Raw genomic sequence first — 13,329 nt, 5'->3', positions numbered from 1 at the left:
GGAGCGAGTAAGCTCGCTCCTACGCGGTTTGGTCCCTCAGGGCACCAATATGGTCGACCCGGTGGTGCGACGGGCTGACAGTTCGGTCTGCGCCTTGGCTGCGTCTTTCAAGGCAAAGCGCTGGCTGATGTCCACGGTGATATGACCATTGCGGATCATGTCGAACAGCTCGTCCGCCATCGTTTGCAGGTTTTGTGGGCTGTTGGCGTAGGACGCCAGTGTCGGGCGCGTGACGTACAACGAGCCTTTCTGCGCCAAGATCCCCAAGTTCACACCCGTCACTGCACCGGAGGCATTGCCAAAGCTGACCATCAGCCCACGCAGCGACAAGCAGTCCAATGACGTAAGCCAAGTGTCTTTACCCACGCCGTCATACACCACCGGGCATTTCTTGCCGTCGGTCAGTTCCAGCACGCGTTGAGCGACATCTTCATGGCTGTAATCGATGGTTTCCCACGCGCCAAGCTTTTTGGCCAGTGCGGCTTTTTCTGGCGAGCTGACGGTCCCAATCAACTTCACACCCAGCGCCTTGGCCCATTGGCAGGCAATTGAACCGACACCCCCGGCAGCCGCGTGGAACAGAATGGTTTCGCCGCCTTTAAGTTCATAGGTCTGACGCAGCAGGTACTGCACCGTCAGGCCCTTGAGCATCACGGCCGCTGCTTGCTCAAACGAAATATCGTCGGGCAGCTTGACCACATTTGCGGCGGGCAGCACGTGCAATTCGCTGTACGCCCCCAGCGGGCCGGTGCCATAGGCCACGCGGTCGCCTACTTTGACGTTGTGCACGTCGCTGCCGACCGCGTCGACAACGCCTGCGCCCTCGTTGCCCAGCCCGGACGGCAGTTCAGGCAGCGGGTAGAGGCCGCCACGGTAATAGGTATCGATGAAATTAAGACCGATGGCCTGGTTGCGCACGCGCACCTGTTGCGGGCCCGGCTCGGCGGGTGAGTAGTCAACAAACTCAAGCACTTCTGGGCCGCCGTGGGCCCGAAACTGAATACGTTTAGCCATCTGCACTGTCCTCGCTGATTTCACGAAGGCTACATCCAACGCTTAAGCGTGATCTTCGTCAACTGCGATGAGGCCGGGGGCGGTGTTATGCTAGCCGCCCTTTGCCGCCGGCCCCGCTCTGACGAAGTGCCGCGTAGCTTTGACCTATTCAAGGTGATGTCATGACTACCCGCACCGAGGCTGTAAAAGCCTACTTGCTCGACCTTCAAGACCGCATTTGCAACGCGCTGCAAACCGAAGACGGCGGCACCCGCTTCGTGGAAGACGCCTGGCAGCGTCCGGCAGGCGGTGGCGGTCGGACTCGTGTGATTGAAAACGGCCATGTGATCGAAAAAGGTGGCGTCAACTTTTCCCACGTCTTTGGCAGCGGCTTGCCCCCCTCGGCCAGCGCTCACCGCCCTGAGCTGGCAGGCCGTGGTTTCGAAGCGCTGGGCGTGTCGTTGGTGATCCATCCGCACAACCCGCATGTGCCAACGTCCCACGCCAACGTGCGTTTTTTCATCGCTGAAAAAGAAGGCGAAGAGCCGGTCTGGTGGTTTGGCGGTGGCTTCGATCTGACGCCCTACTACGCCGTTGAAGAAGACTGCGTGCACTGGCACCGCATTGCCGAGCAGGCTTGCGCGCCGTTCGGTGCCGATGTCTACCCGCGCTACAAAGCCTGGTGCGATACCTACTTTCACATCAAGCACCGCAACGAGCCGCGCGGCATCGGCGGCCTGTTCTTTGATGACTTGAACGAGTGGGATTTCGATACCTGCTTCGCTTTCATTCGTGCCATTGGCGATGCCTACATCGATGCCTACCTGCCGATCATTCAGCGCCGCAAAAACGACGAATACACCGCCCAGCAGCGCGAATTCCAGGAGTTCCGCCGCGGCCGCTACGTGGAGTTCAACCTGGTCTACGACCGTGGCACCTTGTTTGGCTTGCAGTCCGGCGGCCGTACCGAATCGATCCTGATGTCGTTGCCACCTCAAGTGCGCTGGGGCTACGACTGGAAGGCCGAGCCGGGCAGCCCCGAAGCGCGTCTGACCGATTACTTCCTGCAAGACCGCGATTGGTTGGCCAACGCCTGACATTGCCCGAGGAGCTTGCCTGATGGACCGTTACGTCGTTTTTGGTAACCCGATCGCCCATAGCAAATCGCCGGTGCTGCACCGCTTATTTGCCGAGCAAACCGGTCAGGCCATGCAGTACGACACCCTGCTCGCACCGCTGGATGACTTCACAGGCTGCGCCACCGCGTTTTTCAAAGATGGGCGTGGCGCCAATATTACGGTGCCATTCAAGGAAGAGGCCTACCGCCTGGCCACGCAACTGACCGCGCGCGCGCAGCGGGCCGGTGCGGTGAATACCTTGAGCAAGCTGGCCGATGGCAACGTGTTGGGCGACAACACCGACGGCGCAGGCTTGGTGCGCGACCTGACGGTCAACGCGGGCTTTAGCCTCAAAGGCAAACGTATTCTGATATTGGGCGCGGGTGGCGCAGTGCGGGGTGCGCTGGAGCCATTGCTGGCCGAACAACCGGCCTCGCTCATCATTGCCAACCGTACCGTCGAAAAAGCGGAAGTGCTGGCCGAACTGTTTAGCGACCTGGGACCGGTCTCGGCCAGTGGTTATGACTGGTTGGCTGAGTCGGTGGACGTGATCATCAATGCCACTTCGGCCAGCCTGGCAGGAGAGTTGCCGCCCATTGCCAGCAGCTTGATCGAGCCTGGCAAAACCCTGTGCTACGACATGATGTATGGCAAAGAGCCAACACCTTTCTGTGTGTGGGCCAGCGCGCACGGCGCGGGCACGGTCATGGACGGGCTGGGCATGTTGGCAGAGCAGGCGGCAGAGGCGTTTTACCTGTGGCGCGGGGTGCGCCCGGACACCGCACCTGCGTTGGCGCACTTGCGCCAATTGTTGGCCAACTAAACCGGTAGCCGCCAGCGCAGGCGGCGTCCGATCATTACGACGGCTATGGCGCTGGACGCAGCCTGCGGTTACGGCGCTTGGAGGTTTTATGCAGCGCATCAAGGGTTACCACGCTCACCTATATTTCGATGCCTCGACCCTCGATCAGGCACGCGCTTTGGCCGAAGAAGCGACCCAGCTATTTAACGTGCAGATGGGCCGGGTCCACCAACGCCCGGTTGGCCCGCACCCGGACTGGAGCTGCCAACTTGCGTTTGGCCCTGAACTGATCGGCGTGGTCTTACCGTGGCTGGCGCTTAATCGGCGTGGATTAGTGGTTTTTCTGCACCCCGATACTGGAAATGACCTGCTGGATCACACCGAACATGCGATCTGGATGGGGGCGATTCGGCCGCTGGATTTGTCTGTTTTTTGAACGCGAACGCAGGCCCTACGGCGCATAAGTTTGAGTAGATTATTAAAATCGGGATGCGTCTGACATAAAGTTGGGCTCCTTCCTCATGGTTGTATTTCGTAGTTGAATCTAGATTTAATAATCTTAGGTGAATATATATACGGTTATTAAATGAGCACAATATTGCCTGCGATCTATGTTACGGCTTACCCTGAATTTAATTCTGGAGGGCACTATTCACCGTCGGCCCAAAATCTAGATTCTGGGCATCGTTTCCCCCGGGCAGGCCAAATCCGGTTGCTATGTCGCTGGCGTCTAGAATTCGAAACTATTCAAATTTGACTGTATTGCTACTTTTGAAGCATTTGTAAACGCAACGGTTGGAGCGTTTATTCAAAAGTCGAATTAAAGGCTTTAGCTGCTGCTGACCAAATGTGTGCAGCAGGTAGACAAAAAATCCAGCGGTGATAGGCCATATGTCGTAAATCAGCTAACAGGCCAGACTGCAATTAGATGAAAAAAGCTCGCGGTGTTCGATGAATCGTTCTAAGTTTTTGTGGGCGTCTATAGTTTTTTTTATATTGGGCTGCTTTAGTTTGCACTTGGCCAGCAGTGATATATCCGAGAATCCTTCGAATTTATTAGAGACGACGGGTGTTCCTGCGGCAGTTATTTACGTTGCAATAATGCTAGGTGTCGGGCTTGTTGCGGTGTTTATGGCCGGTGTGGGAGTGCTGATTTCCACTCAGTTGTCCACGTCCTCATACCGTTTAAAAATAGCGGTATTTATCATGTTTAATAGCTGGCTGGTGCTGGCTTCGTTGCTGGGTATTTTAATAATCGCTGGGTATGTGCTCGATACATTTTTCAGTGTGGTGGGCGTTGTGCTTTATGCGTTTGTTATCGCTCTTGTGTGGGTGTCGGTACCGAGACGAGTCAACATCCTCAAATAGTGGCGTCGATCGTCGGGTTTCTACCGGCACCTATTCATGATCAAACGCTTCAAAATTGACTGTTTTTTGATCAGCTTCTTGGCGTGAGGTTTTTTTTTGAATTATTTTCAACGCTCAAATCCGGCCGCTTCTCCCAGCGGTCTCATGGCGCTGATAGCCCCTTGTGGCAACGGCTGAACGTTGATCATGGCCATGTGTCATACCTTGCCATGAGCTAACGTATTAGACGTGAAGCCGTGGGCAGCGATTAGTTCTAAAAGGCCATCCATGTTTAACTTGAATACTCGTTCAACTTAAAACGGTGGTCCGCTGCCCGCTCATAACAGGAGGCTAACCTTTGCCGAATCCGCTCTTTTTGCCCGCGTTTTACCTCTATAAGGTGCACATCCAATGAGTGTACCCATGACGTCTGAGACGTCCACGATCCGCATGAACCCGCCCGTGTTTTACTTCGCAGCGATCTTTATTCTGATCTTTGGCGTGGTAGTGATTTGCATGCCCGCAGAGGCCGGTGAATGGCTGCTGGCTGCGCAAAATTGGGCAGCCAATACGGTCGGCTGGTATTACATGCTAGCGATGACCCTGTATCTGATCTTCGTGGTCGTCACCGCCTTGTCCGGCTACGGCAAGATCAAGCTCGGTGCCGACCACGACGAACCTGAGTTCAGTTACCTGTCCTGGGCGGGGATGCTGTTCGCCGCCGGGATCAGCATCACGCTGTTTTTCTTTTGTGTGTCCGAACCGCTGACCCACATGCTCAACCCGCCACAAGGCCCGGCCGGTAATGCCGAGGCCGCGCGCCAGGGCATGCAGTTGCTGTTCTTGCACTGGGGTTTGCATGGCTGGGGCGTGTTTGCGTTTGTCGGCATGGCGCTGGCGTACTTCGCGTATCGCCACAACCTGCCGCTGGCGCTGCGTTCGGCGCTGTACCCGCTGATCGGTAAACGAATCAATGGCCCTATCGGCTACGCGGTAGACGGCTTCGGCATCATCGCGACCGTGTTCGGTCTGGGTGCCGACATGGGCTTTGGGGTGTTGCACCTCAACTCCGGCCTCGACTATCTGTTCGGCATGCCGCATACCCAATGGGTGCAGGTGGGTCTGATCACGTTGATGATGGGCGCGGCCATTCTGGTGGCCATCGCCGGGGTCGACAAAGGCGTGCGGGTGATGTCGGACATCAACATGCTGCTGGCCTGTGCGCTGCTGCTGTTTGTATTGTTCGCAGGGCCGACCCAACATTTGCTCAACACCCTGGTGCAAAACATCGGTGACTACCTGGGCGCATTGCCGACCAAGAGTTTCGATGTGTACGCCTACGACAAACCGAGCGACTGGCTGGGTGGCTGGACCGTGTTTTACTGGGCCTGGTGGATCGCATGGTCGCCGTTTGTAGGTTTGTTCATTGCGCGTATTTCCCGGGGCCGCACCATCCGTGAGTTCGTGTTCGGCGTGCTGCTGATCCCGCTGGGCTTTACCCTGGCGTGGATGTCGATTTTCGGTAACAGCGCCATCGATCAAGTGCTCAACCACGGCATGGTTGCCCTCGGTCAGTCGGCCATCGACGACCCGTCGCGCACCTTGTACCTGCTGTTGGAAACCTACCCGTGGAGCAAAACCGTGATCGCCGTGACGGTGTTCATCAGTTTTGTGTTCTTCGTCACCTCGGCCGACTCCGGCACCGTGGTGCTGTCTACCCTCTCGGCGCGAGGCAATAACGCTGACGAAGACGGCCCGAAATGGCTGCGGGTGTTCTGGGGTGCAATGACGGCGCTGATCACCAGTGCGCTGTTATTTTCGGGCAGCATTGATGCGCTCAAGTCGGCGGTGGTGCTGACATCGTTGCCGTTCTCGCTGATTTTGTTGCTGATGATGTGGGGCCTGCACAAAGCGTTCTATCTGGAATCGCAGAAGCAAATCGCGCAAATGCATTCCCTGGCGCCGGTCTCGCACTCGCGTCGTGGGCGTGGCGGTTGGCGACAACGCCTCAGCCAGGCCGTGCACTTCCCGTCGCGTGATGAGGTGTACCGCTTCATGGACACCACCGTGCGCCCGGCGATTGAAGAAGTGAGCGCGGTGTTCCGTGAAAAAGGCCTTAACGTTGTCACCCAGCCGGACCCGGCCAATGACAACGTGAGCCTGGAGATCGGTCACGGTGAAGAGCACCCGTTCATCTATCAGGTGCAGATGCGTGGCTATTTCACGCCGTCCTTCGCCCGTGGCGGGTTTGGCAAAAAAGAGCAACTGCGTAATCGCCGTTACTACCGCGCTGAAGTGCACTTGAGTGAAGGCAGCCAGGACTACGACCTGACCGGCTACACCAAAGAGCAAATCATCAACGACATCCTCGACCAGTACGAGCGCCACATGCAGTTCCTGCACTTGGTGCGCTGATTGAAAAAAGCCCGCCCGCAATGGGCGGGCTTGTTTTCGCAGGTGTTATGCCTTGTCAGCGGTTGGCGGTACGCGCAGTGACTGACCTGCAAACAATCGCATTCATCCCCCTCACCGACCCTCTGTGCCGTGCGCGCAAGACGATTGCGCGGGCCAGGTGTTACGCGCCTTTGGTGGTCTGGCTACGCTGGCCCTGCACGCTCACCGGTACATCGCCTTGCAATGTTACGCGGCGCACGATGCGGTCTTGAACGCCGTAGTCGTCAAGGGCGTAATGCTGCGTCGAGCGGTTGTCCCAGATCGCAACGTCTCCTGTATTCCAGCGCCAGCGCACGGTGTTTTCCAGGCGGGTGACGTGGCTTTGCAGCAGGTTGAACAGGTGCGCCGAATCGGCTGGCGAATAGCCTTTGATGCGCTTCACAAAATGCCCCAGCACCAAGCTCTTTTCACCACTGACCGGGTGAACGCGCACCACTGAGTGCTCGGTTTCATACACGGTTGAGGTAAAGACCTTACGGTAACGTTCAAGCTTTTCGGCCGAGACATCGGGTTTGGCGCTGGCGTAGTCGTATTCGTTGCTGTGCACCGCCCACAGCTTGTCAGCCAGTTGTTGCAGGTCTGTGGGTAACTTGGCGTACGCCGTGGCGGTGTTGGCCCACACGGTGTCGCCGCCTGACGCTGGCGCCAGCACCGAACGCAGCACCGAGGCTTTTGGGTAGGCGTCCACGAACGTGCCTTTGTGCATCAGTTATCGGGCGGCATGGCGCAACGGGTGGCGATTGCTCGCGGCTTGGTGGCCAGCCCGCGCATGTTGCTGTTGGACGAGCCCTTTGGCGCGCTGGACGCCCTGACCCGCCAACACATGCAGGACGAACTGCTGGCGATCCGTGCGCGGGCCAAAATCACCACGGTGCTGGTGACTCACGACGTGGAAGAGGCGATTTTTTTGGCGGACCGTGTGCTGGAGCCGCGTCCGGGGCGGATCAAGCAGGTCGTGAACATTGCGTTGCCACATCTGCGTCAACGCAGCAGTTTTGAGTTTCATCAACTGCGCGAAGAGCTGCTGCATGAATTGACCTGCGAAGGGCCTTATCAGCGGCCGGTGCGTGAGCAGATCCGGAATTTGCCGCTGGCGTTTATTGCGTGCTGATAGACCTGTCTCGCAGGCTGCGATCTTTCACGATCAACAGGTCGCAGCCTGCGCCAGCTTCTGCGCGGGCGTATTACACTGCGCTCATTCCCCCAAAGAGTTTTCTCCATGAAAAGTCTGGTCGAGCACCTGAGCCAATACGCGGCTTACCACCGCGATAAACGCAATATTGCCAGCCACTTTGTGGGTATCCCGCTAATAGTGATGGCTGTGGCAGTGCTGTTGTCGCGCCCGCAGTGGGCGGGTATTTCGCCCGCGGTGTTGCTGATGGTCGCCAGTGCGGTGTTTTACCTGCGCCTTGAGCTTCGTCTGGGGGTATTGATGACGCTGCTGTTGGGATTGTCGGTATGGCTGGGGCACACACTGGCGGCGTTGAGCACCGGCGTCTGGTTGGGCTGGGGGATGGGTCTGTTTGTGCTGGGGTGGGTGATTCAGTTTGTCGGGCACTACTACGAAGGGCGCAAACCGGCGTTTATCGATGATGTCACCGGACTGATCATCGGGCCGCTGTTTGTGGTGGTGGAGTTGGGTTTTTTGCTGGGCTGGCGCGAGGATTTACAGCGCGAAATTGAAGCACGGATGGGCTAACCCCCCGCAGGCTGCGATTGTTAAAGATCAAAAGATCGCAGCCTGCGGGGTGTTGTGTCACTTGAAGGCTTGGTGCAACTGCGCCAGCGTCTCGAAGTGGTATTTGGGGGCGAACACGTTCAGCTCTTCAAAGCTGCCAAACCCATAGCCCACGGCGGCGGCATCCAGGCCGTTGTCCCGCGCACCGATCAGGTCGTGTTTGCGGTCGCCGATCATCAAGGTTTGCGTCGGATCCAGCCCCTGTTCGTGCATCAGGTGAGCAATCAGCTCGACCTTGTTGGTGCGGGTGCCGTCCAGCTCGCTGCCGTAAATCACCTTGAAGTGCCGTGCGAAGTCAAAGTGACGGGCGATTTCACGGGCATAGACGTGCGGCTTCGAGGTCGCGATAAAGAGCTGCCGACCCTGCGCCACCAGCTCTTGCAGCAACGGCGTGACGCCCTCGAACACTTCATTTTCATACAGCCCGGTCACCGCGAAACGCTCGCGGTAGAACCCCATCGCTTCCCACGCTTGTGCCTCGTTAAAACCATAGGTGGCCATGAACTGTTGCAGCAATGGCGGGCCGATGAAGTGTTCGAGTTGGGTCAGGTCAGGTTCGTCGATCCCCATTTTGCTCAGGCCATACTGGATCGAGCGGGTGATGCCTTCGCGCGGATCTGTCAGGGTGCCGTCGAGGTCGAACAATAGGTTTTGATAATGCATGCAAGGCTCCTAAAAAGTGGGCTTAAAGCGCCAGGTGGTAGCCTTCGGCCAAGTGCTGGTCTTTGAGTTTTACGTAGTTACCCGCGCTGTAGGTGAAGAAGGCTTGCTCTTTTTCGCTCAGTTCGCGCACCTGCCTGACCGGGCTGCCGACATACAGAAAGCCACTGGCCAGACGCTTGCCCGGTGGTACCAGGCTGCCCGCGCCGACAATCACGTTGTCTTCAATCACGGCGCCGTCCATCAAGATGCTGCCCATGCCGATCAAAATGCGGCTGCCCACGGTACAGCCATGCAGCATGACTTTGTGCGCGATGGTCACATCGTCACCAATCAGCAAGGGGAAACCCTGGGGGTTGAACGGCCCGGCGTGGGTAATGTGCAACACGCAGCCGTCCTGCACGCTGGTGCGCGCCCCGATGCGGATGCGGTGCATGTCGCCACGGATTACGGTCAACGGCCAGACGGAGCTGTCGGCACCGATCTCGACATCGCCGATGACCACGGCCGAACGGTCGACGAAGGCGCGCTCGCCCAATGAAGGTGTGTGCTGCTGGAACGGACGGATGGACACAAATAGCTTCCTTCTTTAGCAGTAATAGCGGGGCAGAGTGCTGCGCAGAGCGTCGATTGTAATTAAGATGGCCCAATGTTTCTTCCAGCCAAGGTGCCAAACGTGAGCGAGAACAACCCTCTATTGCAGCCCTACGACCTGCCGCCGTTCTCGGCGATCCGTCCTGAGCACGTACAGCCGGCCATCGAGCAGATCCTCGCCGACAACCGCGCCGGCATTGAAGCAATTCTTAAACAACAAGGCCACAACCCGACCTGGGAAGGCCTGGTGTTGGCGATGGATGAGCTGAACGACCGCCTGGGCGCCGCCTGGAGCCCGGTCAGCCACCTCAACGCAGTGTGTAACAACGCTGAACTGCGTGCCGCCTACGAGGCGTGCTTGCCTGCATTGAGCGCCTATTCCACAGAAATGGGCCAGAACCGTGCGCTGTTCCAGGCTTTCGACGCGTTGGCGCACAGCCCGCAGGTGGCCGAGTTTGATCAAGCGCAAAAAACCATTCTTGAGCACTCGCTGCGCGACTTCCGTCTGTCGGGCATCGATCTGCCCGCCGAGAAGCAAAAACGCTACGCCGAGGTGCAGAGCAAACTTTCCGAGCTAGGCAGTACGTTCTCCAACCAATTGCTCGACGCCACCCAAGCATGGACCAAGCACATTACGGACGAAGCCGCACTGGCTGGCCTGACAGAGTCGGCCAAGGCGCAAATGGCCGCAGCAGCCCAGGCCAAAGGCCTCGACGGCTGGCTGATTACCCTCGAATTCCCTAGCTACTACCCGGTGATGACCTACGCCGAGGACCGCGCCCTGCGCGAAGAAGTCTACGCGGCGTATTGCACCCGTGCGTCGGACCAAGGCCCGAATGCCGGTCAGTTCGATAACGGTCCGGTGATGGAACAAATCCTCGACCTGCGTCAGGAACTGGCTCAATTGCTGGGCTTCGGCAGCTTTGCCGAACTGAGCCTGGCCACCAAAATGGCCGAGACGCCGGATCAGGTCCTGACCTTCCTGCGCGATCTGGCCAAGCGCAGCAAGCCCTTCGCCGAGCGCGACCTTGAGCAGTTGCAAGCCTATGCCGCCGAACAAGGCTGCCCGCAGCTTAAAAGCTGGGACAGCGGCTTTTATGGCGAGAAACTGCGCGAGCAGCGTTACAGCGTGTCGCAAGAGGCCCTGCGCGCTTACTTCCCCATCGACACCGTGCTCAAAGGCCTGTTCGACATCGTGCATACGTTGTACGGCATCGACATTGTTGAAACCAAGGGCTTCGACACCTGGCACCCGGATGTACGGCTGTTCGAAATCAAAGAAAACGGCCAGCACATCGGGCGCTTCTTCTTTGACTTGTACGCCCGCGCCAACAAGCGTGGCGGTGCGTGGATGGACGGCGCCCGCGACCGTCGTCGCACGGCGGCGGGTGTGCTGCAAAGCCCGGTGGCCAACCTGGTGTGCAACTTCACGCCTGCAGTCTCCGGTAAACCTGCACTGCTGACACACGATGAAGTGACCACCCTGTTCCACGAATTCGGGCACGGCTTGCACCATATGCTCACCGAAATCGAACACGCGGGCGTGTCGGGCATCAATGGCGTGGCGTGGGACGCGGTCGAGTTGCCGAGCCAGTTCATGGAAAACTGGTGCTGGGAGCCTGAAGGCCTGGCGCTGATTTCCGGTCATTACGAAACCGGCGAAGCGTTGCCACAAGACCTGCTGCAAAAAATGCTCGCCGCCAAAAACTTCCAGTCCGGGCTGATGATGGTTCGCCAACTGGAGTTTTCGCTGTTCGACTTCGAACTGCACGCCACCCACGGAGACGGCCGCACTGTGGCGCAGGTGCTTGAAGGCATTCGCGACGAAGTGTCGGTGATGCGTCCGCCGGCCTACAACCGCTTCCCTAACAGCTTCGCGCACATCTTTGCCGGGGGTTACGCGGCCGGTTACTACAGCTACAAGTGGGCCGAGGTGCTGTCGGCTGACGCGTTCTCGCGTTTTGAAGAAGAAGGCGTGTTCAACCCGCACACCGGCAAGGCATTCCGTCAGGCGATTCTGGCCCGTGGTGGCTCAAAGGCACCCATGGAGCTGTTCAAGGACTTCCGTGGCCGTGAGCCGTCGATTGACGCATTGTTGCGTCACAGCGGCCTGACCGAAGGCGCGGCAGCATGAGTGATGCACCGGTGAACGTGACCAAAAAACGCTTTATCGCCGGGGCTGTCTGCCCGGCGTGCAGCGAGCCTGACAAGCTGATGATGTGGAATGAAGACGAGGTGCCGCACCGCGAGTGCGTGGCGTGTGGCTACTCGGACACGTTGAATGAGCAAGGGTTGTCGATACCCAAAGAACTGGGCACGCGGGTGAATGTTTCAGCGCTGAAAAAAACCCCGGACCCTAAAGTGCAGGCGGTGCAGTTTTACCCGAACCCGAAGCTGAAAAAGCCTTAGTTCCTGCGCCCATTGAGCACAGTGATGCGGTGTTGCAAAGGCACCGCATCACCCTCATGAGGCGTGAGTGTGGCGGCCTGGCTCTGATGCCAAATAGTTGCGCAAGAGACTAAACCGACCTATTGCGCTTTGCTGAATGCCGTCGATCGTGAACGTTGCGTCGAAGGTGGCTTGTGCCGTACCTGCGCCAGGGTCAAGTTTTACGCTCAATGTGGCTTCATCTGCCTCGTGGCGGCGAATGGCGTGGTATTGCGGCGGCGGCGGGATTGAGTATGCGTATTGCGCTTGCAACCCATCTTCCAATAGGTACATACGCTCTAGAGGATCTTCGTTTAGAAAGGGGATCATGAATAAGAAGCCGACATAGTTATCGGTAACGACTTCGCCTATTGAACCGGAGAATACCCACAGCGGTTCCTCTCCCGTGCCCCAGTCACTCAAATAGAAAGTGTTGGCTGTGGCGCGAATGTTCTCCTCATCGAACGCCCATTCAAAGTCCCCCTCATGGGCGTGAGTGGCAGGTGTTTTTGGAATTAAAACGATGTGCTCGGACATGGTTTATTTCCTCTGCGCGGGCACGATCAATCCTGTGGCCGGCTCGAAGTCCCTTGAAATATCAAGCGTCCCTTTCGTCACTCTGAATTGATCTTGTTGGCCCGCAACAAAATCGAAGGTCGCCTGGAAATGGTGCCGTTCAGGCGTGACATCCACCGTGATATCGACTTGACCCCCGGTGGCTCTTGTTTGTGCCAGTTGATAACGAATGCTCATGTAGACATCCTGATTCGCTTGGCCCAAGGCATAAGCGCCATTCGGTATGCCCTTTTTTATCCACAGCAAAATGGCGCTATCGGACTCGTTACATACCCCAGACATACCGAAGTGCGAGGTGCTGGGGTTATAGAAGTGCGTGACTGAATCCGAAGTAAAGGCGTAAGTGGTGCCGTCCAGGCTTATCTCGGCCTGTACGTTGCCGGTAGCCGGTAGAAGAACAGTTGAATCATCATATCGATCAGTGTTCATCAGGTGTGTGCCTTTGCGACAGTCAATGAATCGGTGCACTTCAAACAGCGCCATGCCCACAGCGTATTAACGGAGCGTCGCGTTGCCTACTGTCAACATTGACAGGGGGGCAGGCGTAATCGCAAAGGGTTATAAGTGCGCAGGTTTAAACAGTGACTTAAGTCTGTTCACCGGCGAGTTGTTCAATAAAA

At 57.6% G+C, this 13,329-nt stretch carries 13 protein-coding genes and 2 pseudogenes; 9 read left to right on the top strand and 6 right to left on the bottom strand.

Annotation, left to right across the window (positions count from 1 at the left end; genetic code table 11):
- Positions 1-36: 36 nt before the first annotated feature.
- Positions 37-1,014, bottom strand: coding sequence for an NADPH:quinone reductase (locus AP059_RS21175; RefSeq protein ID WP_059766044.1), 978 nt, complete (start codon positions 1,012-1,014; stop codon positions 37-39).
- 161 nt (positions 1,015-1,175) lie between these two features.
- On the opposite strand from AP059_RS21175, the gene hemF reads away from it, so the two are divergent.
- From hemF to betT, 5 genes are all read left to right on the top strand, one after another.
- Positions 1,176-2,090 carry an oxygen-dependent coproporphyrinogen oxidase gene (gene hemF / locus AP059_RS21170; protein WP_048363791.1) on the top strand — a complete coding sequence of 305 codons (915 nt, stop codon included), beginning with the start codon at positions 1,176-1,178 and terminating at the stop codon, positions 2,088-2,090.
- A gap of 22 nt (positions 2,091-2,112) precedes the next feature.
- On the top strand, positions 2,113-2,934 hold the full coding sequence (gene aroE, locus AP059_RS21165; protein WP_059766042.1) for a shikimate dehydrogenase: 822 nt from the start codon (positions 2,113-2,115) through the stop codon (positions 2,932-2,934).
- Positions 2,935-3,022: 88 nt separating this feature from the next.
- The gene (locus AP059_RS21160; protein ID WP_048363793.1) at positions 3,023-3,349 is read left to right on the top strand and encodes a DOPA 4,5-dioxygenase family protein; all 327 of its coding nucleotides are present in this window, start codon (positions 3,023-3,025) and stop codon (positions 3,347-3,349) included.
- Positions 3,350-3,864: 515 nt separating this feature from the next.
- Positions 3,865-4,281 carry a hypothetical protein gene (locus AP059_RS21155; protein WP_059766041.1) on the top strand — a complete coding sequence of 139 codons (417 nt, stop codon included), beginning with the start codon at positions 3,865-3,867 and terminating at the stop codon, positions 4,279-4,281.
- 390 nt (positions 4,282-4,671) lie between these two features.
- Complete coding sequence (gene betT, locus AP059_RS21150; protein WP_059766038.1) at positions 4,672-6,675, top strand: choline transporter BetT; 2,004 nt, start codon at positions 4,672-4,674, stop codon at positions 6,673-6,675.
- 160 nt (positions 6,676-6,835) lie between these two features.
- Here the strand turns inward: betT and AP059_RS21145 are convergent.
- Positions 6,836-7,408: pseudogene (locus AP059_RS21145) on the bottom strand (TauD/TfdA dioxygenase family protein); the annotation flags it as partial.
- Between AP059_RS21145 and AP059_RS21140 the strand changes: the two are divergent.
- Positions 7,406-7,825 (top strand): annotated as a pseudogene (locus AP059_RS21140) (ATP-binding cassette domain-containing protein); the annotation flags it as partial. The pseudogenes AP059_RS21145 and AP059_RS21140 overlap by 3 nt on opposite strands.
- A gap of 108 nt (positions 7,826-7,933) precedes the next feature.
- Positions 7,934-8,413, top strand: a complete 480-nt coding sequence (locus AP059_RS21135) for an Mpo1 family 2-hydroxy fatty acid dioxygenase (protein WP_059766036.1) — start codon at positions 7,934-7,936, stop codon at positions 8,411-8,413.
- Positions 8,414-8,470: 57 nt separating this feature from the next.
- Here the strand turns inward: AP059_RS21135 and AP059_RS21130 are convergent, their stop codons facing one another.
- Positions 8,471-9,115, bottom strand: a complete 645-nt coding sequence (locus tag AP059_RS21130) for an HAD family hydrolase (protein ID WP_059766034.1) — start codon at positions 9,113-9,115, stop codon at positions 8,471-8,473.
- Positions 9,116-9,137: 22 nt separating this feature from the next.
- Complete coding sequence (locus tag AP059_RS21125; protein WP_059766031.1) at positions 9,138-9,686, bottom strand: gamma carbonic anhydrase family protein; 549 nt, start codon at positions 9,684-9,686, stop codon at positions 9,138-9,140.
- 102 nt (positions 9,687-9,788) lie between these two features.
- On the opposite strand from AP059_RS21125, the gene prlC reads away from it, so the two are divergent.
- The gene (gene prlC, locus AP059_RS21120; protein ID WP_059766212.1) at positions 9,789-11,840 is read left to right on the top strand and encodes an oligopeptidase A; all 2,052 of its coding nucleotides are present in this window, start codon (positions 9,789-9,791) and stop codon (positions 11,838-11,840) included.
- A complete protein-coding gene (locus AP059_RS21115) occupies positions 11,837-12,115 on the top strand; it encodes a YheV family putative zinc ribbon protein (protein ID WP_048363798.1) in 279 nt (92 codons plus the stop codon). Before prlC ends, AP059_RS21115 begins: the two co-directional genes overlap by 4 nt.
- Before the next feature lie 54 nt (positions 12,116-12,169).
- Here the strand turns inward: AP059_RS21115 and AP059_RS21110 are convergent, their stop codons facing one another.
- On the bottom strand, positions 12,170-12,670 hold the full coding sequence (locus AP059_RS21110; RefSeq protein WP_059766028.1) for a hypothetical protein: 501 nt from the start codon (positions 12,668-12,670) through the stop codon (positions 12,170-12,172).
- A gap of 3 nt (positions 12,671-12,673) precedes the next feature.
- Positions 12,674-13,138: a hypothetical protein gene (locus AP059_RS21105; protein WP_059766026.1), complete on the bottom strand. Its 465-nt coding sequence runs from the start codon at positions 13,136-13,138 to the stop codon at positions 12,674-12,676.
- Positions 13,139-13,329 lie beyond the last annotated feature (191 nt).

Origin of the sequence: Pseudomonas sp. TAA207, assembly GCF_001529285.1 — a bacterium.
GTDB lineage: Bacteria > Pseudomonadota > Gammaproteobacteria > Pseudomonadales > Pseudomonadaceae > Aquipseudomonas > Aquipseudomonas weihenstephanensis.
The sequence above is the reverse complement of the archived record's forward strand: the minus strand, read 5'-3'. Positions and strand labels throughout refer to the sequence as shown.

What these genes read in the sequence shown, in the direction of transcription:
- AP059_RS21175 (WP_059766044.1), bottom strand. Translation starts at nt 1,014, where the DNA reads ATGGCTAAACGTATTCAGTTTCGGGCCCACGGCGGCCCAGAAGTGCTT.
- hemF (WP_048363791.1), top strand. Translation starts at nt 1,176, where the DNA reads ATGACTACCCGCACCGAGGCTGTAAAAGCCTACTTGCTCGACCTTCAA.
- aroE (WP_059766042.1), top strand. Translation starts at nt 2,113, where the DNA reads ATGGACCGTTACGTCGTTTTTGGTAACCCGATCGCCCATAGCAAATCG.
- AP059_RS21160 (WP_048363793.1), top strand. Translation starts at nt 3,023, where the DNA reads ATGCAGCGCATCAAGGGTTACCACGCTCACCTATATTTCGATGCCTCG.
- AP059_RS21155 (WP_059766041.1), top strand. Translation starts at nt 3,865, where the DNA reads ATGAATCGTTCTAAGTTTTTGTGGGCGTCTATAGTTTTTTTTATATTG.
- betT (WP_059766038.1), top strand. Translation starts at nt 4,672, where the DNA reads ATGAGTGTACCCATGACGTCTGAGACGTCCACGATCCGCATGAACCCG.
- AP059_RS21135 (WP_059766036.1), top strand. Translation starts at nt 7,934, where the DNA reads ATGAAAAGTCTGGTCGAGCACCTGAGCCAATACGCGGCTTACCACCGC.
- AP059_RS21130 (WP_059766034.1), bottom strand. Translation starts at nt 9,115, where the DNA reads ATGCATTATCAAAACCTATTGTTCGACCTCGACGGCACCCTGACAGAT.
- AP059_RS21115 (WP_048363798.1), top strand. Translation starts at nt 11,837, where the DNA reads ATGAGTGATGCACCGGTGAACGTGACCAAAAAACGCTTTATCGCCGGG.
- AP059_RS21110 (WP_059766028.1), bottom strand. Translation starts at nt 12,670, where the DNA reads ATGTCCGAGCACATCGTTTTAATTCCAAAAACACCTGCCACTCACGCC.
- AP059_RS21105 (WP_059766026.1), bottom strand. Translation starts at nt 13,138, where the DNA reads ATGAACACTGATCGATATGATGATTCAACTGTTCTTCTACCGGCTACC.